Raw genomic sequence first — 19,603 nt, 5'->3', positions numbered from 1 at the left:
TGGTGCCGGCACCACCCCGGGGGTGGTGCCGCGCCCATGGCTGGGTGCCCGCGACCCTGATTACCTCGAGGCATGACGACACCGGCCAAGCCACTCCCCCGCTTCCCCGTGCCCCGCGCCGCGGTCCTGGGCCGCACCTGGGCCGCCGCGCTCATCGCTCAACTCCCCCTGCTGGGCGTCTTTCTGTTGCCCTGGGGTCGCAGTCGTTACGAGGGCGGCGGCGAGACGACGGCCGCGGTGGTGTGGCTCGCGCTGGCCGCCGCGCTGGTGGCCGCCGTGGTGTACGTGCCCGAGGTGTGCGCGAGGGCGGCGCCGGCCGGGCCGGTTTGGCTGCCGGGGCGCGCCCGGCAGGCGGTGGCACGGTTGTGGCATGACGATCGCCGCGCTTACCTGCGGGTCCTCGGCGAGCTGGTCGTGCTGTACGCCGGGGCCCAGGCGCTGGGCGGCCTCGTCACCGTGCTCCACCCCTACGTCCGTGACGCTCCCGCGTCCGTCGCCGGGGCGGGCGGCCACCCGTGGGAGTTCGACTACGCCGCGTTCGCCGTGCAGGCCGTGGTGCTGTACCTCGGCGTGTGCGGGGCCACCGCCTGGTACGCCTGCCGTCTACGCGCCCAGGTGATCGCGGCCCGCCACCGCGTCCGCTGACATCAGCCGGGCGGCGGCGTGGACGAGGGCTGTGCGGCGTACTGGCCGGCGGTTTCGTCGCCGGAGCTGCCACGATCGACGCGGAACGCGAGCAGGGCCGTGTCGTCGCGCTTGTCGGAGAGGTCCTGCAGCCGCCGCAGCAGTTCGGGCAGGGGGCTGTCGCGGTGGAGCGCGACAGCGGTCAGGAGGCTCTGCTGTCCTTCGTCGAGGGATGCCGCAGGTCTCTCGATGAGGCCGTCGGTGTAGAGCAGGACGGTGTCGCCGGGGGCGAGCTGGTGGGTGTGGCTGGTGCGGGGCATGCCGGGCAGGGCGCACAGCGGAGGGTCCTGGTCGTCTCCGGTGAGGAAGCGGGGGTTCTCTCGGGCGGGGAGGAGGAGGGGTGGCGGGTGGCCCGCGTTGGACCAGGTGAACCCCCATGCGCCGTTCGGGGTTCGGCGCAGGCGGGCGTGGACGGCGGTGGCGAAGGAGGCGATGTCGAGTCCTTCGGCGGCGTCCTCGAGCATGGACAGGATGGTGGACGGCTTGCAGGTGGGGCCGTTGCTCCAGGCGAGGCCGCGGAGCATGCTGCGCAGCTGTGCCATGGCGGTGGCCGCGGTCAGGTCGTGTCCGGCGACGTCCCCGATGTCGAGGACGAGGGTGTCGTCGGAGTGGACGACGGCGTCGTACCAGTCGCCGCCGATCTCGTTGGCGGAGCTGGCCGGCTGGTAGTTCGCGGCGAGGCTCGCGCCGGGAACGGACGGCGGGTCGGTGAGGTGGGCGCGCTGGAGGCGCAGGGCGGTGCGACGTGCCCGCTGGAGGTCGAGGGTCTTGCGCAGCGGTGGTTCGACGTCGTGGAAGACCTTGCGCAGCAGTTCGGTGTCGGTCGGCCCGGGGGCGGGCGAGTCGCCGTGCGCGCTGGTGAGGGCGTAGCCGAGGACGATGCCGTCGGCTGCCAGCGGGTAGATCGTCACGCTGGTGGCGTCCGCGTCGGCAAGCCAGTGTTCGGTGACCGCCGGGACCAGGCCGGGCGGCACCCGTCCCCCCACGGTGACGTGGATGGTGCGGGAAGTGCGGCTGTCCAGGACCGCGCGGACGGCGGCGCCGATGACGACCTCGCCCTCCGGAAGGGGAGGTGGAGGTGACAGGTCGCGGCGGGTCGCCGAGGCGGCCGACCGGGCCGTGACGGCGGTGTTCTCAGGCGGCGGCCACTCCTCGCCGGTCAGCAGCATGATCAGGCAGGCGTCTGCGAGTTCTGGCACGATGACGTGCCCGACCGCCTCGAAGACCTCGTCCAGAGTGCCGCCGGACACCTCCGCCAGGTGCGCGAGCAGATGTTCACGCAGCGCCGCCTTCCATCTGTCCTCGACGTCGTCGGTGGCGGCGATCCACTCCGTGGCGCGGCCGCCACGTGTGATGGGCACCGACCGGGTCGCCACGTGGCGGTAGGAACCGTCGGCGGTCCGTACCCTGAAGGCGGTCTCGATGACGCGCGGGGGTTCGTCGGCCAGCAGCAGGCGCCGGTCCTTCTCGAGCCGATCGCGGTCGCGGGGGTGGACGTAGGCGGTGAAGCGGCTGTCCATCCAACCGTGCCACGCCTCCCCGGTCAGCTCCTGCCAGCCGGGGACGATCTCCTCCGCGGAACCGTCCGGGCGCAGCACCCACACCATCTGCGAAACGGCCGACGCCACCGCCTGGTAGCGCTCGAGGGCCACGATCTCGGCCGTGGTGTCCAGTGCCACGACCATCGCCCCCGGTCCTTCGGCGGTGGTGACGGGGGTGCAGGAGTAGACGAAGAACCGTGCCTGTTCCGGGGCGTCGGGATCGGGATCGCGTGCCTCGGGGAGGCGGCAGGGCCGCCCGGTGGCGACGACCTCGTCCAGCACGGCCATGAACGCGTCGGCATCCGCTTCGGGGAACGCCTCCCGTGCGGGCAGTCCGAGGGGTCGGGCGCCGAGCAGTCGGGCGCAGGCCCGGTTCTGGTAGACCAGCCGGTGCTCCGGGCCGGTGAACAGGGCGACGGCCGCCACGGTCTCGTCGAAGAGCCGCACGTCCAGGGGCTCCACCGGACTCACGACCGTTCTGTGGTGCCCCGTGACCGCCGGACGTCCGACCGGTCGGGGGCCCGCCGGGTCAGCGCCATCGCCGCGTGCTCCGCTTCCGCCGAAGGTTTCGAGGACCTCGCCCTGCTTGTTCTCCCGCGCCCCCGTCCGAGGCCGGGGTGCGCGCATGCGCACCACGCCAGCATCGCCCGTGCGCGGCGGGCCCGACGACCGGGCCTGCGTCGTTCGAGTGAGGCGTCCGGCCGGCGCCCTCATGATCGCCGGCTGGGCGTCGGCCGCCGTACCGCGTTCCCGGGGCCCGGCGCGTCCAGATGCCCGCCGCAACAAGGGGGGCGGCTCGTGGACATTCCAAGGTCCTGCTCGCGTCGGAGCGCGCCGGCTGGGCGGGGGGTCAGGGCGGCCGGCTCACCGGCCGGCCGTTCCCCGAGGGGATCTGGTCCCGGGGCGGGTACTTGACACCGCTGGGCCTTTTTGGCCTTTTCGGCCCTCGGTCATAGTCGGCGCCATGGACTATGACGTAGTGGTGGCCGGAGGCGGCCCGGTCGGACTGATGCTGGCCTGCGAGCTCCGGCTCGCGGGCGTGCGGGTGGCCGTCCTGGAGCGCCTCACCGAAGTGGACCCGACGATCAAGGGCGGGGCGATCACGCTGCCCAGCGCCGAGGCGTTCCACCGCCGGGGCATGCTGCCCGCGCTGGCCGAGGTGCAGCGGCAGGCGATGGACCGCTTCGAAGCCTTCCTGCGCGAACGGAACGGCGGGGACGGAGGCGGGGCGGCCGGCCGAGGGCTCGGGATCGTCGGGCACTTCGCCGGAGTCATGCTGCGTGCCGAACTGGTCGACCGTACGAAGTGGGGCCTCGGCGAGGCCGGGCCCGCCGCCGAGATCGCTTTCGTGGCGCAGCAGGACATCGAGCGGCTGCTCGTCGGGCGGGCGGACGAGCTCGGCGTCGACGTGCTCCGGGGAGTGGAACTGACCGGCTTCGACGCGGACGACGAGGCCGTCACCGTGCGGACCAGCCACGGGGCCGTGCGCTCCGGCTGGCTTGTGGGCTGCGACGGCGGCCGCAGCACGGTCCGCAAGCTCGCGGGGTTCGAATTTCCCGGTACGGAACCGGAGATCACCTGTCACCAGGCGGTCGTCGAGATGACAGGCGCCGAGGACCTGGAGATCGGCTGGACCGCCACGGACACCGGGGTGTACGCCTACGGGCCGATGCCGGGCCGCATCGTCACCGTGGAGTTCGACGGCCCGCCGGCCGATCGCGACGTGCCGGTCACCACCGAGGACCTTCAGGGCCGGCTGCGCCGTGTCTCCGGCGTGGACGTCACGATCACCGAAGTGCGGACCGTAACCCGCTTCACCGACCACGCCCGCCAGGTCACCGACTACCGCAAGGGCCGGGTGCTGCTGGCGGGCGACGCGGCGCACGTGCACTCCGCGTTCGGCAGCCAGGGGCTGAGCCTGGGAATCGGGGACGCGATGAACCTCGGTTGGAAGCTCGCCGCGGTCATCGCCGGCCGGGTGCCGGAGGAACTCCTGGAGACGTACACCGCCGAGCGGCACCCGGTGGGAGCGGGGGTGCTGGACTGGACCCGGTCCCAGGTCGCGGCCATGCGCCCGGACCCGCAGTCCCGGGCCCTGCGCGAGATCGTCAGCGACCTGGCGGGGACGGTCGCGGGCACCACCTACCTCACCGCGCGGCTCAACGGTGGCGGGGTGCGGTACGCACTGCCGGGCGAGCACCCGCTGACCGGCCGCAGCGCCCCGGACCTCGAACTCAGCGACGGCCGCCACCTCGCGGACCACCTCCACGGTGGCCGGGCACTCCTGCTCGACCTCGCCGACGACCCGGAGCTCCGGGCCCTGGCCGCGGGATACGCCGGCCGCGTCGACACCCTGACGGCCGGCTGCCCGTCCCGCCCGAACCTGGCGGCGGTCCTCGTCCGTCCGGACGGCTTCACCGCCTGGGCAGCCGATGCGGAGGCGAAGGCGCCGACGTCGACGGCGACGGCGACGCCGACGTCGACGCCGACGTCGACGGCCGGGCTGGCGGAAGCGCTGGAGGAGTGGTTCGGAGTGCCGGAGGAGGTGGTCACGCCGGCGTGATCCGCCGCTCCGCTGAGCCACGTGGAACAAGGGCCGATCCCATCCACGGCCGCCGCACCCACCCGGTGTGGCGGCCGACGGTCACGTCCTCGTCAGTGCCGGTGCTCGGTGATCCAGCGGGCGGCCAGGAGCCCGGACACGGCGGTAAGCGTGGCGGCAGCGATGACGGTGGCGTGGAGACCGAGGGTGTCGGCGAGGACACCGGCGACCAGGGCGCCGACGGCGTAGCCGATGTCACGCCAGAAGCGGTAGGTGCCGAGAGCGTTGACGCGCCAGGAGGGGTGGGCGTGGTCGGAGACCGAGGCGATGAGGGCGGGGTAGACCATGGCGGTGCCGAGGCCGAGGGCGACGGCGGACAGGATTCCCGCGAGCAGGGGGTTGTCCAGCAGGGCGAGGGCCGGTACGAATCCGCCTGCCTGGACGAGCATGCCGGTGACGATGAGGGGTTTGCGGCCCACGCGGTCGGCGAGGTGGCCGGTGGGGATCTGGCCGATGCCCCACAGGATGGGGTAGAGACCCTTGACCAGACCGACGGCGGCCAATCCGAGGCCGTGGTCGGTGAAGAGCAGGGGGAAGACGCCCCAGGTGAGTCCGTCGTTGAGGTTGTTGACGAGGCCGGCCTGGCTGGCGCCGCGCAGCGAACGGTCTCGCCAGGAGGTGCGGGCGAAGGTGGCTGCCAGGCCGGTCTTCTCTCCGGCGGGCACGGGCTTGGGGTGCTGGGCGAGTTCGAGGGAGACGTGGGCGGCGGTGTCGCGGACGACGAGGGACAGGGCGAGTCCGGCGGCGACGAAGACGACGCCAAGAAGTTCCGGGACGGGGCGCAGACCGTATCCGGTGGCGAGGTAGCCGGTGAGCAGGGCGGTGACGCCGACCGCGGTGTAGCCGGCGGCTTCGTTGAGACCGGTGGCGAGTCCACGGCGGGCGGGGCCGACGAGGTCGATCTTCATGTTGACGGTCATCGACCAGGCCAGTCCCTGGTTGAGGCCGAGCAGGACGTTCGCGGCGACGATCCAGCCCCAGGAGGGTGCCCAGGCGAGCATGAAAGGGACGGGGACGCCGATCAGCCACCCGGCGAGGAGGAGTTGCCTGCGGCGGAAGCGGGCCGTCAAGGCTCCGGCGGCGAGGTTCGTCGTCGCCTTGGTGAGGCCGAAGGCGATGATGAACGAGAAGACCGCCAGATCGCTGGTCAGACCGAAGACGTCGGTGCCGATGAGCGGGACAGTGGTGCGCTCCAGGCCCACCAGGCCGCCGACGGCCATGTTGACGACGACGAGAAGGACGAACTGCAGTCGGTTCTCCCGCAGGCCCAGGCGCACGGTGCTTCCGGCGGACCGCCTGTTCGTGATGCTCGTGGCGTTCGTGGTCATGCGTCAGCTTCCTTGCACGGTGCGGGTCGGGTGCGGGTGCGGGTGCGGTGCGGTGCCGCCCACGCCCAGCAGACCGGTCACCGCGCCCAGCCCGGCGCCGGCGGCGCCCGCCCTGACGGCACGCACCTCGCCCACGGGTAGGTCAGAGCGGGCACCGCCAGGACGTTGCCGCCACCGCCGAGTCCGCCGAGGGCCAGGCCGGCGACGGCCCCGGCGAGGAGCGCGAGGACCAGGGCGGTTACGCCACCGAGCCGCGGTGGCCGTGGGCGTCGACGACGGGGTACCCGGCGTCGGCCCACGCTGTCATGCCGCCCCTGACGTCGACAGCGTCCTCGCCTCGCGCGGTCAGGAGTTCGGCGGCTTTCCGGGAGCGGTTGCCGCTGCGGCAGATCACCACCAGGGGGCGTCCCTGGGCGGCCTGCGGCAGGACGGAGCCCGCGGTCAGGGCGGACAGAGGCGCGTACACGGCCCCGGGTGCGCGGCCGGCGTTCCATTCACCTCGTTCACGTACGTCCAGCAGGACGGCGGGTGCATCGTCGCTGTGCGTGCGCCGGTGGGCCTCACCCACGCTGACGCGTCGGGTGTCACGGGAGAACCGGGAGAAGAGGGACATCACAAAGCCTTTCAGGAGATGTTGTTCAGGTCATGGGGTGACTGACCGGCGGTCGAGGCCGGTGGCCGCCGCCAGCACCTGGTCGATGTCGCGCGGCGGGTCCACCGCCACGGCGGCCCGCCTGCCCCCGGCGAGGTGGTGCCGGTTGCCGAGGCTCTTGAGCTCGATGGTGTCGACGAAGAACACACGGTCGCTCCCCTCAACAAAAAATACCCCCCTGGGTATCTCTGTCACTGTAACAGTGATACCCAGGGGGGTATTGCGCCCTTCTGTGCGGGTACCTCGTCGAGATGGTGATCAAACGGTGAACCAGTCACGCCAGGTGATGACGTCCGGCGCGCGGCCCCCCTCCGCGTCTGCGGTGTCAGGAGCGCGTGCTCAGTTCTCGGGTGGTCTCCGGCGTCGCTGCGGCGTCGTCTCGCGTGCGGTGCCTGCCGGCCAGCGTCCAGGACGCGGCCACCGCCGCCGCCAGGGCGGCGCCGATCCAGGCCGCGGGGCTGGTCCAGACGGCCGTGGGGAGCTGCTGGCCGAGGACGAAGACGCCCATGACGACGACGAACCAGCCGAACGCCTTGCGCAGGGTGTTCTGGGGGATGCGTCCGGCGAAGCGGCTGCCGATCAGGCTGCCGACGACCGCCGCGGCGGTCACCGTCAGGGCGAGACCCCAGTCGATCTGGACGCCGGAGAGATGGCCGGCGAGCCCGGAGAACGACTTCATGGCGATGACCAGGAGCGAGGTGCCGACGGCGATGCTCATGGGCAGTCCGCCGAGGAGGGCGAGGGCGGGGACGACAAGGAAGCCGCCGCCTGAGCCGACCAGGCCGGTGACCGCGCCCACGATCAGGCCCTCGGTCACCACGAGCTTGACCGGCATCTCGGCGTGCGGGGCCTTGTGCCCGGCCTTCTTGCGCCCGGCCCCCTTGCGGAGCATGGCCACGGCGGTGGCGAGCATCATCAGGGCGAAGGCGACGAGCAGGACGGTGCCGGGGATGTACTCGGCGAGGCGTCCGCCGCCGTAGGCCCCGATCATGCTGACCGAGCCGAAGATCAGGCCGGTGCGCCAGCGCACGCGGTGGGCGCGGGCGTGCGGGATCAGGCCGACGAGGCTCGTGACGCCGACGACGAACAGCGACGTGGCGATGGCCTCCTTGCTGTCCTGCCCGGCGAGGTAGATCAGGATCGGCACGGTCAGGATGGATCCGCCGCCCCCCAGGATGCCCAGGCTGACGCCGATCAGGACGGACGCGGCCAGGACGAGGGTGATCACGACCGGTCCCGCAGCGAGGCGATGACGGTGCGGATGTCGGTGCGCGGGCCGCGGTTGTAGGGCAGCTTGGAGAGCATCATGCCCATCGCGCAGGTGTTGCTGAGGGCGGCGAAGGTCAGGCCGGCGCCGATCGCCGTGCCGATCAGGTGCACACCGGGGACGAAGAAGCCCACGACGCCGCTGACCAGCACGACGGAGCCGGCGATCAGGCGGACCTGGCGCTCCAGTTCCCAGCGCTCGGCACCGCGGTTGACCGGGGCGCCGGCCGCTTCCCAGGCCATCATGCCGCCGTCCAGGACGCGCAGGTGGGGCAGGCCGGCCTCGGTGAGGGCCTGCTCGGCCTGGGAGGCGCGGGCGCCGGAGCGACAGACCAGCACCACGTCCTCGTCGAGGTGGCGGCGCAGCTCGGAGCGGTGCTCGCGCAGGGTGTCCAGGGGGACGTTGTAGGCACCGGGGATGTGGCTGGTCTGGAACTCGCCGGGCGTGCGCACGTCCAGCAGGCGGGGAGCCTTCCCGTTGTCGATCAGGTGCTGGAGGGTAGCGGGGGTGAAGGCGGTGGCGTTGGGGGCAGCGGTCGTCATGAGAACTCCATGGGGTGAGGACGGACCCGTGCACGCACGGGAGGGAACGGTTGGGAGACGAATGGCTCGCAGGAGGCGGCCGGTGCACCCGCACGGGGCAGTCAGGGCAGAGATGCCTGTCACGGATGCACCGGCGGCTCGTGACCCGCCGGGTCAGGCGGTGGCGGGCTGGTTCAGCAGGGCCCAGGCGGCCCAGCCGCCGAGGACGTCGGAGACGTCGTCGAAGCCCTGATGGCGCAGGAGGCTGGCGGCGATGGAGGACCGGTGGCCGCCCGCGCAGTGCAGGACCAGCGGCTTGTCGCGGGGGATCTCGTCCAGACGGTGCGGGAGCTCGCCGAGGGCGATGTGCAGGGCGCCCTCGATGAATCCCGTCTCGCCGCGCTCGCCGCAGTTGCGGACGTCGACGACGACGGGCGGGTTGTCGCCCTCCAGCGCCTCGCGCAGTTGGGCGGCGGTCAGGCGGCTGGCCGGGGTGACGTCGTCGCCCATCGCTGCCAGAGCCTCGTCGGGGTCGGCGAGGTAGCCGGAGGTGCGGTCGAAGCCGATCCGTGCGAGCCGGGTGACGATCTCCTCCTCGCGGTCCTCCGGCGCCACCACCAGCAGCTCGGCGCCGAGCGGCAGGACGGTGCCGGCCTGCTCGGCGAACCGGCCGTCGGCGGGGACGTTGACCGCGCCGCGCAGGTGGCCGGCGGCGAACTCCTGCGGGTCACGGGCGTCGACCACCACCGCACCCTGTTCCCTCAGCGCCGAGAACTCCTCCACCGACAGCGCCCGCGGAGCGTTCTCGGGATCGAACAGCTCGCGCTCGCGGCGGTTGAGGTCCGCGTCGTAGGCGAAGTAGCCCGGGGCGGTGGACTGGCCGGCGGTCACGATGGCGACGAAGTCCTGCTCGCTCATCGGGGCGCACGCGTAGTTGGTGGCGCGCTGCTCACCGATGGTGGACTGCCGCTCGGTGGACAGGTTCTTGCCGCAGGAGGAGCCGGCCCCGTGGGCGGGGAAGACCCGCACCTCGTCGGGCAGACCCATCAGCTTGTTCTGCACGCTGTCGTGCAGCATCGCGCCGAGTTCGTCCGCGGTGACCCCGACCGAGGCCAGCAGGTCCGGGCGGCCCACGTCGCCGATGAACAGCGCGTCGCCCGTCAGTACGCCGTACGGCACATCGTCCTCGGCACGCTCGTACACCATCACGCTGATCGATTCCGGGGTGTGACCCGGGGTCTCCATGATCTTCAGCGTCACGTCGCCCAGGCTGACCGTGTCGCCCTCGGCCAGCTTGCGGATCGCGTACTCGGTCTCCGCGCGCTGCCCGTAACCGATCCACGCGCCGGTGCGCGCGGCCATCTCCAGGTGACCGGCGACGAAATCCGCGTGGAAGTGGGTGTTGATGACCCCCACCACGGTGAAGCCGTGCGCCGCTGCGTCGTTCAGGTACTCCGACACGTCTCGGCGCGGGTCCACGACCACGGCCTGACCGGTGGACTCGTCGGCGATCATGTACGACGCCTGCGAGAGGCACTCGAGGTAGTACTGCGTGAAGAACACGGAAACCTCCGTAGCGAGATGGGATGAATACCCTGGGGGGTATTTTTTCGGCCTCGAGGCACCCTCCGGAAGAGCATGCGCGGGCGGCAAGAGGGCGGGGAGCCGGGGCGGAGCCGGGCACCGAAGGAGGCCGACAACCTCCGTCCGGAATCGGGAGCCGTCCGGCCACGCTGCATGTCGCGAGTGGCCCGGCTATACCCCCTGGGGTATTACTAGGTCGACCGTAAGAGGTCACCACCCGGACTGTCAAATACCCCAGGGGGTATCCGCCCCGGTCGCCGAGCGGCCTCCACTCCCCCACTGGGCGGCCGCACCCGCCACCGGAATGCGACGAGCCGGAGATATACCCCTTGGGGTATTCTGTGGGGAGAGTCGAGGAGGCTTTCGATGCAGGTGGACGAAGAATCGATGCAGCCCGTGCTGAACCGCCTGCGGCGGGCTCAGGGGCAACTGGCCGCCGTGATCGCCATGGTCGAGGCGGGCCGCGACTGCAAGGACGTGGTGACGCAGCTCGCGGCGGTCTCCCGGGCCCTTGACAGGGCCGGCTTCAAGATCGTGGCCGGCGGAATGCGGCAGTGTTTCGCCGGGGACTCCGACACGCCGCCGATGACGCAGGAAGAACTGGAAAAGCTGTTCCTCGCCCTCGCCTGAGCCCCCTGCGTGACCGGTCCGGAAGGCACTGGCCGGCCTGTGACCCAGCTGTCGCTTCTCCTCCGCCGGACCGTCTGCGAAGGCGGCGTGGCCTGCGCCCCACCCGCACAGGACGGAAGGCGGCGGGACGGAGGACCAGTGCAGCGGGTGCGGTCACATCACGGTGCCCGGCTCATGCCGTAGCTTCGACCGGCACGACACTTCACGGGTCCAGACCGGGCAGGCCCGCGCCGGCGAGTACCCCGACCCGGTCGACGGCGAGCCGTCCCTCCTTGATCACGGCATGGATGAGGGACGGAGTGGCGAGGGCGTCGATGTCGGCGAGCGGGTCCCGTCCGCAGACGACCACATCGGCCGCCTTGCCTGCTGTCAGGCTTCCGGTGATGTCACCGACCCCGCACAGCTCGGCAGCGTCGGCGGTGGCGGCCTTGACGGCCTGGAGCGGGGTCATGCCGCCGATCCGGACGAGAAGGCCGAGTTCCTTGAGGTTCTGTCCGTGCGGGGCGATGAGGCCCGCGTCGGTCCCCATGACAACGCGGATTCCGGCCTCGACGGAGCGCGCGACGGACTCCTGCGCGATGCGGTGCCAGCGCTCGGCCTTGGCGTGCACGGCCGGTGGCACCGTGGCCGGATCGGGTGTGGCCATGGTCTCCAGCAGGGTCGGCACGAGGAACTGACCGCGCTCGACCATGGCCGCCCGGAGTTCGTCGGTCAGGGCGTAGCCGTGCTCGACACTGCGGACCCCGCCATGGACGGCGGCGGCGATGCCGGGTTCGCCGATCGCGTGCACCGCCACCGGCAGCCCGCCGTAGGCGTTGGCCTCTTCGACGGCGGCGCGGACCATCTCGGGCCGCAGCCCGAGCCATTCGGGCTGGTCGTGCGGGGAGGTGACGCCTCCGCTGGCGGCGAGCTTGATGCAGTCGGCGCCGGCCGCGACGAGAGCCCGTACCCGGGTGCGGATGTCGTCCACGGTGTCGACGATGCCGGAAGGACTCCCCGGGAACGCGACGGCGGCGTCGAGAGCGTCGATGCCGCCCAGCAGACGGAAGTCGGCGTGTCCGGCGGTCTGGCTGAGCATGGTCACCGCGACCAGGAGCCGTGGTCCGGCGATGCGTCGTTCGGCCACGGCGCGGCGGAAGCCCGCATCGAGGCCCATCAGGTCCCGTGCCGTGGTCACCCCGTTGTGCAAGGTGGTCCGGAGTCGCTCGATCACCTTCAGCGTCCGGTAGCTGACAGGCTCTCCGGCACCGGCCAGCGGGCTTTCCAGCGGGCCGGGGAGCGCGAAGTGGACGTGCGCGTCGATGAACCCCGGACAGAGGGTCCGGCCGGCCAGGTCCACGCCGGGCGCCTCGCGCAGGGCGGGGTCGTCGGGCATCTGATGGGCGGGACCGCACCAGCGGATGACCGGGCCGTCGATGACCAGCGCGGCATCGGGGACCGGCGGGGCTCCGGTCCCGTCGACGAGCCGGAGGTTGCGCAGGACTACGGGGCTCGGGCTCACGGCGGTCCTTCACGATGCGGACGGCGACGAAGGCATCGTGACATGGCGTGCGGGCCCGAGCCGGTAGCGGCTCGGTGACGACGACCGGTGTCCTGGCACGCTCACGGCCCCGCCGCCTGAATGCCCTGGTGCGCGGGCTGCCACGGATCAGGTGCGTGCGCCGTCGCCGGCCGGAGTCATGGCTTGTGACCGCGGGTTTCGGGCCCGGCGGCAGACAGGTGCACGGCGCACCGCTGACGGCCTTCCCCCCCCCGGAACCAGGGGTCCATGACCACGCCGTCGGCGGCCCGGTCCCGCCGTGAGGTGTCCGGCGAGCCAGGAGGGCGAACCTTGGAAGCGACGGGTCAGAGGTAGGTCGAGTTGCTCGGTTCCGACCCGCCGGCCGACCGGTGCCGACACGTGCCGCGGGACCACCGGAGGCGGGCGCAGCGGCCGGTCGGCGGCCCTGGCGTGTTCGCCCGCCGGGGTGGGCGGCCTGCCGCAGGTGCGGCGCGACGCCACGGGGGAACCGGTCGGCGCGGACACCGGGTCGACTTGGCAGGACGTCACCCCTTGTGGGTGCGTTCCGCGATCCATCCCGCCATGGCGCGGACGCCCGTGCCGATGGCCTGCTCGTGCGGGGAGAAGTCGGGGAAGTGCGGGTAGCTCGTGGTGATGGGGGCGTCGGGGGCCCGGACACCGAGGAACGTGTAGGTGCCCGGCAGGCGGTTCATGTAGAGGGCGAAGTCCTCGCCGCTGAAGGGCGGGAACGCGGCGTGGAGGGTGACGACCGTGTCCCGGCCGAGCGTGCGGCGCAGGTGGCGGGCGAGCAGACGGGTTTCGCGCTCCGGGCAGAGCAGGGCCGGGAACGGCTCGGAGGGAAAGCGGACCACCGCTCCCGCGTACGGTGCGGCCGCTCGGCGGATCGCCTCGCGCACCTCCAGGTATCGCTCCTGCGGCCAGCAGCGGTACGACACGCTCACCTTGGCCTCCTGTGCCACTGCCCGGATCGCCAGGAACCGGGTCAGCGGTCCGTCGGGGGTGAGGGCGTCCTCGACGAGGCGCTCCAGGTCGGCCGGGCTCTGCGGTGGCGTCACGGTGGCGAGGGATCCGATGTCGGCGGCCAGTGCCCGGGCGGCGTCAGCCGCGTTCGGCCCGGAGAGGGTCACCTCCGCCTTGTCCTGGCCGGGCATTCCGTAGCCGGGAAGCACGGCGAACTGGCCGACCGGGAACGGCCCGCAGTGCAGGGCGTGGATCTCCTCGACCCCCAGCCGCTCCAGCACCCCGGTGTCGATCACCGCGCGGGCGCCCGACAGGGTCTCCTCCGCGGGCTGGAAGATGAAGACCACCGTCCCGCTCACGTGTTCTCGCAGCCGCGCCAGGACCACTGCGACGCCGACGGCGACCGCGGTGTGGAGGTCGTGGCCGCAGACGTGGTCCAGGGCAGGACCTGTCCCGACGATGTCCGTGGGCGGGACCGCGTCCATGTCCGCACGATAGGCGACGGTCCTGCCGGGTCGAGCACCCCGCAGGACGCCGACGACTCCGTGGCCGCCCACCCCGGTGGTCACGGTCAGTCCCGCTGCCCGCAGTTCCCGTGCCACCACGGCGGCCGTACGCCGCTCCTGCCCCGGCGCCTCGGGGTGCAGGTGCAGATCCCGGCGCAGCGCGATCAGCCTCCGCTCGACCCGCGCCACCTCTGCGTCCACCGCCGCCTGCGTCACCGGCCCTCTCCCCCGGTCCGCGGCGGCCTTCCCCGCACCCACCCACATGGATCCCACACCGGCTGCCGCGCCGGCGAGTAACGTGCGGCGTGCGAGGGCGCGCTGCTCGGGACGGTTCATCGCTTTGCTCCTTCGGCTCAGGTGTTCTTCTCTCCGAAGACACAATCGCCGCACCCGCGGGGCGCTGCCCAGCCGATCAACCCCCGTCTCGGGGTGGGGATACCCGCACCACCGACTCCGCCGCCTCAAACGCCGGCAGCCCCTCTCCACCGGGAGCAGAACGGGGAAGGACCTCGCCTGCGGTCGGCCGCCTTCAGCGTCGCTGTAGCGTTGGCCGAAAACCATCGGGGGGATTCGGTGACGGGGTCTTTGCATTTCAGCTGGGAGCTGAGCGGTTCCGGTTGGGCGACATACCGAATCTGGGACGGCTCGACGAAGCACCAGGACGAAGTCAGCTACTGCACGAACGCGCTCGCCGACCTGTTGAAAGGAGTGACGGGCCTCTACGCCCCCCACGGCATCCAGCGGTTCTCGTTCGATCTCGAACCGGCGGAGGCTCGCTGGATTCTTCGTCGCCGGAACGGCGAGGTGCACATCACGATCCGTCGCTTCCCGGACATGTCGACGAGCTTCGGCGCACCCGACGGGATGGGCACCCTCATGTGGACGTCCACACGTCCTCGCACCCACCTGGCGCACGCGGTCCTGATGGCTGCCGAGAAGGTGCGGCGAACCCACGGCGAGGACGGCTACCTCCGGAAGTGGCGACAGCACGCCTTCCCCACCACCGAACTGGAAGCCCTGCAGCGCCTGCACCTGGCAGCGGATGACTGTGCCCTCCGGCACTGAGCGGAAGGCGCCTCACGGCGCCAGCGCAAAAATTGTCCCCGCGGGCGCGGCCGCGCCCCTCACGCCATGGCCAGCGCTGCGGCAAGTACCTCACCGTCCACGGCTCCGCCCTGGCTCGCCGAACCCGGGTCCGCGCCCAGGGCGCTGGTGGGGGATCAGCCGAAGCAGACGCCTGCCGGCGGACACGGCGAGCTCCCCGCTGGCGGTACCGACGTCGGCGACTACGTGCGAATCGTCCTGGTGCTGGCCGCCCAGGACGACGGCCGGACCCTCGCGGCGACAGAGAAGCTCACGGACAGGTACTGGAAGGGGACAGCGCGCGGAGTGCCGACACGGGCACGCGCCCTCCACCTCCTCGGCCAGATGCTGACCAAGATCGGCATCGAATTCGCCCGAGCACCCGACGCGCGGTGACGCACCGTGTGTCGCTCGCGCCGCTCTGCCTCGTGGACGTTCAAGGTGTGCCCTACTGCGGCAGTTGCAGGTGGTGGACAACGGCTCGCCGTGCGCAGGAGGGATGCCCTACCGTGAGTCGGAGCGGGATGGCGCGCCTTCTCGCAGGCTGCGGTGCCGTGGCAGAGCGGCCCATTGCGATCGCCGTGGGCGAGGTCCCGCTCACGGCGACTGACGGAGACGGGGCGGGCCTGCTCCTCTCTGTCCGCGGGTTCGAATCCCGTCGACACCGCAGCCGATCTGGAGCGTCGTGTGCGCGGGTGTCTCACCTCCGACGCAGCGTCGGAGCGGGTGCGCCACCCGGACACCGCCGCCACCACAGCCCCGCCGGAGCTGGAGGCGGCGGCGGAGGTGCGCCCGCAGCGACCCAGCGTTGCAAGTAAGGGCCAGGCGCTGGCGCCGGCAGAGCGCGTCGGCCGTGCGGCGGCGGGACGCGGCAGCGGCCTCGCGCCCGGGACGAGAGGCGTCCTGCTGCCTCGCACGACCCGCCTTCACTGGCGGGCGGCAGCCTGTGACCGCCCATGGCGGTCAGGCACCGCTTCGCGCCTGGCCGCCCACGAGGCGGGGCTCAACCGCGAGGTGGCAGGACCTCGAAGACCGTGGCCGTGCCGACGACAGGTCGGCCTTCGCGCATGGTGATCACGTCGCCAGGCTTCAGATTTCTCCATCGTTCGGAGCTGAGGGGAGCCAGCCGAACATCGGCGGTCTCCCCGGGACCGAGTTCCTGCTCGTACTCCACCCAGATCGTGGCGACGCTCAGGTCTCGCTCTCCGTCGGGCGTGCGGTTGCCGATGTCCCACAGTGGTCGGAGTTGGCCGTCCCCTGAGAAGGCGCCCTGGCGCCCGCCTTCGTCCGTCCCCAGCAGGGTCAGCGTCGCGCGAACGGTGCCGTGCTGGACTTCCCAGCTCCGCCACTGGCACCAGCGGCGGCTGCGGTCGAGCATCATCTGGCGAGCAGCCTCAGCGAGAATGTCCCAGAAGGATGTGGACACGGGATGGACGTCCGCGATCTCGATGAGAAGGTCGAGCACCATCTCCCATTCCTGGCGCGCGATGTCCTCGCGAACCTCCCCCACCGTCACGCCGTTCTCGGCCACGGCGTGTTCGGGCAGCAGGTCGACGGCCTGGCGGAGGAGTGTGAACGCGTCATCCATGTGCTGGAGTGTCGTCCGGTCCAGCTCTTTTGTCACTGGCGGCCGGTCGGGGCCCAGCAACGCGGGGGCGAAGAAGGCGCTCAGCGTCGTGTGCAGGGCGTGGTTCCGGGTGAGATGACTCCCATCTGAGTGGTCGCTGACGCCACCGGCCCCGCGCATCCGCTGCTGACGACCCCGCCCGTTGCGCCCATGGGGCGACCGCGCGCCCCCTGCTCGCATCAGGTTGTGTGACGGCTGTTGACAGGTGCAGTCGCTGCTGGCTTCATAAACGGAGTTATGGGAGCGCTCCCATGACTCTGGGTGCGCCCTGTCGTCTTCAGGTCGAAGCAAGCGCCGCGGGGCCGCAACGGCGCACGCACACCGCAAGGCCGCACAGCCGCACGCCTGCACCGCTGTCCCGTCTCCCCACCCCTCCGGTGGGCTCGTACTCCCCTTTGGGCAGGCGCCGGCATCTCGTCCGTCGCCCGCCCCACCGACCTCGGAAGGGACGTTCCGTTGCGCCTCCCCCACGTGTTCCGCCGTAGACGAGGACTCCGCGCCTCGGCCGCAACCGGGCCTCGCGCCGGGCTGACAGCCCTCGTCGGAGTGCTCCTCGCCGGCGCCCTGTTACCCCTGTCGGCCTCAGCCTCCGCCTCCGCCGCACCTGCCTTCGCCTACGGTGAGGCGCTGCAGAAGTCGCTGTTGTTCTACGAGGCCCAGCAGTCCGGTCGCCTGCCCGATTTCAACCGCGTCGGCTGGCGTGGGGACTCGGGCCTGGACGACGGCAAGGACGCGGGTCTCGACCTCACCGGTGGCTGGTACGACGCCGGCGACCACGTCAAGTTCGGGCTGCCCATGGCCTACTCCGCGACGATGCTCGCCTGGGGCGGCATCGAGCAGAAGGCCGCCTACGCCTCCTCCGGCCAGCTCGAGCACCTGCGCGACAACCTGCGTTTCGTCAACGACTACTTCGTCAAGGCGCACCCCTCGCCGAACGTCCTCTACGGCCAGGTCGGCAACGGCGCGGACGACCACAAGTGGTGGGGCCCTGCCGAGGTCATGCCGATGGCCCGGCCCGCGTACAAGATCGACGCCTCCTGTCCCGGCTCCGACCTCGCGGGCGAGACCGCGGCCGCCATGGCGGCGTCCTCCATGGTCTTCCGCGACTCGGACCCGGCGTACGCGGACAAGCTGCTCACCCACGCCAAGCAGCTCTACACCTTCGCCGACACCTACCGGGGCAAGTACAGCGACTGCATCACCGACGCGCAGTCGTACTACAAGTCCTGGAGCGGTTACAACGACGAGCTGGTGTGGGGCGCGATCTGGCTCCACAAGGCCACGGGCGACGCCTCGTACCTGTCCAAGGCCGAGACGCACTACGACAACCTCTCCACCGAGCCGCAGACCACCACCCGCTCCTACCGGTGGACGATCTCCTGGGACGACACGTCGTACGGGTCCTACGTGATGCTCGCCAAGCTGACCGGCAAGCAGCGGTACATCGACGACGCCAACCGCTGGCTCGACTGGTGGACGAGCGGGGTGAACGGCCAGAAGGTGAAGTACTCGCCCGGCGGACAGGCCGTCCTCGACAGCTGGGGCTCGCTGCGGTACGCGGCCAACACCGCGTTCGTGGCGCTCTCGTACTCCGACTGGCTGACCGGCGACACCGAACGCAAGCAGCGGTACCACGACTTCGCCGTCCGGCAGATCAACTACGCGCTCGGTGACAACCCCCGCAAGTCCAGCTACGTCGTGGGCTTCGGGACCAACGCCCCCACCAAGCCGCACCATCGCACCGCGCACGGATCCTGGACGGACCAGATCACCAACCCGGTCGAGAGCCGGCACGTGTTGTACGGCGCGCTGGTCGGGGGTCCGAGCGCCGCGGACGACGCCTACACCGACGACCGGTCCAACTACACCAACAACGAGGTCGCCACCGACTACAACGCGGCGTTCACCGGTGCGCTGGCCCGCCTCTACGCGGAGTACGGCGGCGCGCCGCTCGCGAGCTTCCCGCAGGCGGAGAAGCCGGACGGGCCCGAGATGTCCGTGCAGGCCTCGGTGAACGCCACCGGTTCGGGCTTCACCGAGATCAAGGCGTACCTGGTCAACAAGTCGGCCTGGCCCGCACGGGCGCTGAACGACGCGTCGCTGCGGTACTACTTCACTCTCGAGGAGGGCGTCACTCCCGCCCAGATCACCCTCACGACCAATTACAACCAGTGCGGCAAGCTCAGCGGGCCCACGCAGTTCAAGGACGACGTCTACTACGTGACGGTGGACTGCTCGGACACGGTGATCGCGCCTGCGGGCCAGTCGGCCTACCGCAAGGAGGTCCAGTTCCGGATCGCCTCCGCCGGCGCGTGGAACCCGGCGAACGACTGGTCCTACCAGGGCGTCCCCACCGCCTCGGGCAGCACGCCCGTCGACGCGGCGAACATCGTGCTGATGGAGGGTGCGGCCAGGCAGTGGGGTGCGACGCCGGACGGGACGACGCCCACGCCCGGACCGACGCCGACCCCCACGCCGACACCCACCCCGACCCCGACGCCCACGCCCACGCCGACCCCGACGTCGACCGGTCCGTGCTCGGTGACCTACAAGGTCACCAGCAGTTGGGGCAGCGGCTTCACCGCCGACGTCGCGGTGAAGAACACCGGGACGACGGCGATCACCGGCGGCTGGAAGCTCGGCTTCACCTTCCAGGGCAGTGAACGGGTCACCAGCGCCTGGAACGCCACCGCCACGCAGTCCGGGGCCGACGTCACCGTCACCAACGCGGCGCACAACGGCACCATCCCGGCGGGCGGCAGCGCCTCGTTCGGCTTCCAGGGCACCGGAACGCCCGTGGGCGCCAAGGCCTTCGCCCTCAACGGAAAGAGCTGCGGATAAGCCACTGGGCCCGGCCGTGACACGGCCGGGCCCAGTGACGAGGCGGGCGGCGCCGAGACACTCATCGTCGGACGTGCCGGTTCATGTCGACCGCCGGCAGCAGCCGCGCCCCTACCGGTGGCTAGCTCCCCGGGACGACGGGCGTGTGGCTGTCGTCCACGCCGTCGGTCGTCGTGCTCTCCTCCGGAGCGACGGGCATGTGGTGGTCGTCCACGCCGTCCGTCGTAGCGCCGTCCTTCGGAGCGACGGGTGCGT

The 19,603-nt window shown here is 71.6% G+C and carries 17 protein-coding genes and 1 tRNA gene; 7 read left to right on the top strand and 11 right to left on the bottom strand.

All coding sequences use genetic code 11. The annotated features are described in order from the left end of the window. The first annotated feature begins 72 nt into the window (after window positions 1-72). Window positions 73-645: a hypothetical protein gene (locus ABT026_RS17635; protein WP_351115408.1), complete on the top strand. Its 573-nt coding sequence runs from the start codon at window positions 73-75 to the stop codon at window positions 643-645. 2 nt (window positions 646-647) lie between these two features. On the opposite strand, the gene ABT026_RS17630 is transcribed toward ABT026_RS17635, so the two are convergent. Then, the gene (locus tag ABT026_RS17630) at window positions 648-2,696 is read right to left on the bottom strand and encodes a SpoIIE family protein phosphatase (protein WP_351115407.1); all 2,049 of its coding nucleotides are present in this window, start codon (window positions 2,694-2,696) and stop codon (window positions 648-650) included. Between the two features lie 493 nt (window positions 2,697-3,189). On the opposite strand from ABT026_RS17630, the gene ABT026_RS17625 reads away from it, so the two are divergent. Then, window positions 3,190-4,788: an FAD-dependent monooxygenase gene (locus ABT026_RS17625; protein WP_351115406.1), complete on the top strand. Its 1,599-nt coding sequence runs from the start codon at window positions 3,190-3,192 to the stop codon at window positions 4,786-4,788. A 92-nt stretch (window positions 4,789-4,880) separates the two neighbouring features. Here the strand turns inward: ABT026_RS17625 and ABT026_RS17620 are convergent, their stop codons facing one another. The 7 genes from ABT026_RS17620 to ABT026_RS17590 all read right to left on the bottom strand — a co-directional run bounded on the left by ABT026_RS17620 (window position 4,881) and on the right by ABT026_RS17590 (window position 10,158). Continuing rightward, window positions 4,881-6,155: an MFS transporter gene (locus tag ABT026_RS17620; RefSeq protein WP_351115405.1), complete on the bottom strand. Its 1,275-nt coding sequence runs from the start codon at window positions 6,153-6,155 to the stop codon at window positions 4,881-4,883. Between the two features lie 3 nt (window positions 6,156-6,158). Further along, a complete protein-coding gene (locus tag ABT026_RS17615; protein ID WP_351115403.1) occupies window positions 6,159-6,290 on the bottom strand; it encodes a hypothetical protein in 132 nt (43 codons plus the stop codon). Between the two features lie 103 nt (window positions 6,291-6,393). Next, a complete protein-coding gene (locus ABT026_RS17610; protein WP_351115401.1) occupies window positions 6,394-6,768 on the bottom strand; it encodes a rhodanese-like domain-containing protein in 375 nt (124 codons plus the stop codon). A gap of 30 nt (window positions 6,769-6,798) precedes the next feature. Continuing rightward, window positions 6,799-6,954, bottom strand: a complete 156-nt coding sequence (locus ABT026_RS17605) for a hypothetical protein (RefSeq protein ID WP_351115442.1) — start codon at window positions 6,952-6,954, stop codon at window positions 6,799-6,801. A gap of 178 nt (window positions 6,955-7,132) precedes the next feature. Next, on the bottom strand, window positions 7,133-8,035 hold the full coding sequence (locus tag ABT026_RS17600; RefSeq protein WP_351115400.1) for a sulfite exporter TauE/SafE family protein: 903 nt from the start codon (window positions 8,033-8,035) through the stop codon (window positions 7,133-7,135). Next, window positions 8,032-8,616, bottom strand: coding sequence for a rhodanese-like domain-containing protein (locus ABT026_RS17595; protein ID WP_351115399.1), 585 nt, complete (start codon window positions 8,614-8,616; stop codon window positions 8,032-8,034). The genes ABT026_RS17600 and ABT026_RS17595 overlap by 4 nt, the downstream gene beginning before the upstream one ends. A gap of 153 nt (window positions 8,617-8,769) precedes the next feature. Beyond that, window positions 8,770-10,158, bottom strand: a complete 1,389-nt coding sequence (locus tag ABT026_RS17590) for a rhodanese-like domain-containing protein (protein ID WP_351115398.1) — start codon at window positions 10,156-10,158, stop codon at window positions 8,770-8,772. A gap of 387 nt (window positions 10,159-10,545) precedes the next feature. On the opposite strand from ABT026_RS17590, the gene ABT026_RS17585 reads away from it, so the two are divergent. Further along, the gene (locus ABT026_RS17585) at window positions 10,546-10,809 is read left to right on the top strand and encodes a metal-sensitive transcriptional regulator (protein ID WP_351115397.1); all 264 of its coding nucleotides are present in this window, start codon (window positions 10,546-10,548) and stop codon (window positions 10,807-10,809) included. Window positions 10,810-11,011: 202 nt separating this feature from the next. Here the strand turns inward: ABT026_RS17585 and ABT026_RS17580 are convergent, their stop codons facing one another. Both ABT026_RS17580 and ABT026_RS17575 read right to left on the bottom strand, forming a co-directional pair. Then, entirely contained in the window at window positions 11,012-12,310 is a 1,299-nt protein-coding gene (locus ABT026_RS17580; protein ID WP_351115396.1) for a metal-dependent hydrolase family protein, read from the bottom strand. Between the two features lie 545 nt (window positions 12,311-12,855). After that, window positions 12,856-14,133: a M20 metallopeptidase family protein gene (locus ABT026_RS17575; protein ID WP_351115394.1), complete on the bottom strand. Its 1,278-nt coding sequence runs from the start codon at window positions 14,131-14,133 to the stop codon at window positions 12,856-12,858. Between the two features lie 210 nt (window positions 14,134-14,343). Here ABT026_RS17575 and ABT026_RS17570 point away from each other — a divergent pair, with 210 nt between their 5' ends. The 3 genes from ABT026_RS17570 to ABT026_RS17560 all read left to right on the top strand — a co-directional run bounded on the left by ABT026_RS17570 (window position 14,344) and on the right by ABT026_RS17560 (window position 15,547). Beyond that, window positions 14,344-14,862, top strand: coding sequence for a hypothetical protein (locus tag ABT026_RS17570; protein WP_351115393.1), 519 nt, complete (start codon window positions 14,344-14,346; stop codon window positions 14,860-14,862). A 147-nt stretch (window positions 14,863-15,009) separates the two neighbouring features. Next, window positions 15,010-15,276, top strand: coding sequence for a hypothetical protein (locus ABT026_RS17565; protein WP_351115392.1), 267 nt, complete (start codon window positions 15,010-15,012; stop codon window positions 15,274-15,276). 152 nt (window positions 15,277-15,428) lie between these two features. Continuing rightward, window positions 15,429-15,547, top strand: a tRNA-Arg gene (locus ABT026_RS17560). A gap of 336 nt (window positions 15,548-15,883) precedes the next feature. Here the strand turns inward: ABT026_RS17560 and ABT026_RS17555 are convergent. After that, window positions 15,884-16,468, bottom strand: coding sequence for a hypothetical protein (locus ABT026_RS17555; RefSeq protein WP_351115391.1), 585 nt, complete (start codon window positions 16,466-16,468; stop codon window positions 15,884-15,886). A gap of 585 nt (window positions 16,469-17,053) precedes the next feature. Here ABT026_RS17555 and ABT026_RS17550 point away from each other — a divergent pair. Further along, complete coding sequence (locus tag ABT026_RS17550; RefSeq protein WP_351115390.1) at window positions 17,054-19,348, top strand: glycoside hydrolase family 9 protein; 2,295 nt, start codon at window positions 17,054-17,056, stop codon at window positions 19,346-19,348. The last annotated feature ends 255 nt before the right edge of the window (window positions 19,349-19,603 follow it).

The organism is Streptomyces sp. NPDC002734 (genome assembly GCF_040295685.1).
In the GTDB taxonomy this organism is placed as follows: Bacteria; Actinomycetota; Actinomycetes; order Streptomycetales; family Streptomycetaceae; genus Streptomyces.
This window is presented reverse-complemented; position numbering and strand designations above follow the sequence as displayed.

Excerpts from the sequence above, each read along its gene's own strand:
- ABT026_RS17635 (WP_351115408.1), top strand. The coding sequence starts at position 73 with ATGACGACACCGGCCAAGCCACTCCCCCGCTTCCCCGTGCCCCGCGCC.
- ABT026_RS17625 (WP_351115406.1), top strand. The coding sequence starts at position 3,190 with ATGGACTATGACGTAGTGGTGGCCGGAGGCGGCCCGGTCGGACTGATG.
- ABT026_RS17620 (WP_351115405.1), bottom strand. The coding sequence starts at position 6,155 with ATGACCACGAACGCCACGAGCATCACGAACAGGCGGTCCGCCGGAAGC.
- ABT026_RS17610 (WP_351115401.1), bottom strand. The coding sequence starts at position 6,768 with ATGTCCCTCTTCTCCCGGTTCTCCCGTGACACCCGACGCGTCAGCGTG.
- ABT026_RS17595 (WP_351115399.1), bottom strand. The coding sequence starts at position 8,616 with ATGACGACCGCTGCCCCCAACGCCACCGCCTTCACCCCCGCTACCCTC.
- ABT026_RS17585 (WP_351115397.1), top strand. The coding sequence starts at position 10,546 with ATGCAGGTGGACGAAGAATCGATGCAGCCCGTGCTGAACCGCCTGCGG.
- ABT026_RS17575 (WP_351115394.1), bottom strand. The coding sequence starts at position 14,133 with ATGAACCGTCCCGAGCAGCGCGCCCTCGCACGCCGCACGTTACTCGCC.
- ABT026_RS17555 (WP_351115391.1), bottom strand. The coding sequence starts at position 16,468 with ATGGATGACGCGTTCACACTCCTCCGCCAGGCCGTCGACCTGCTGCCC.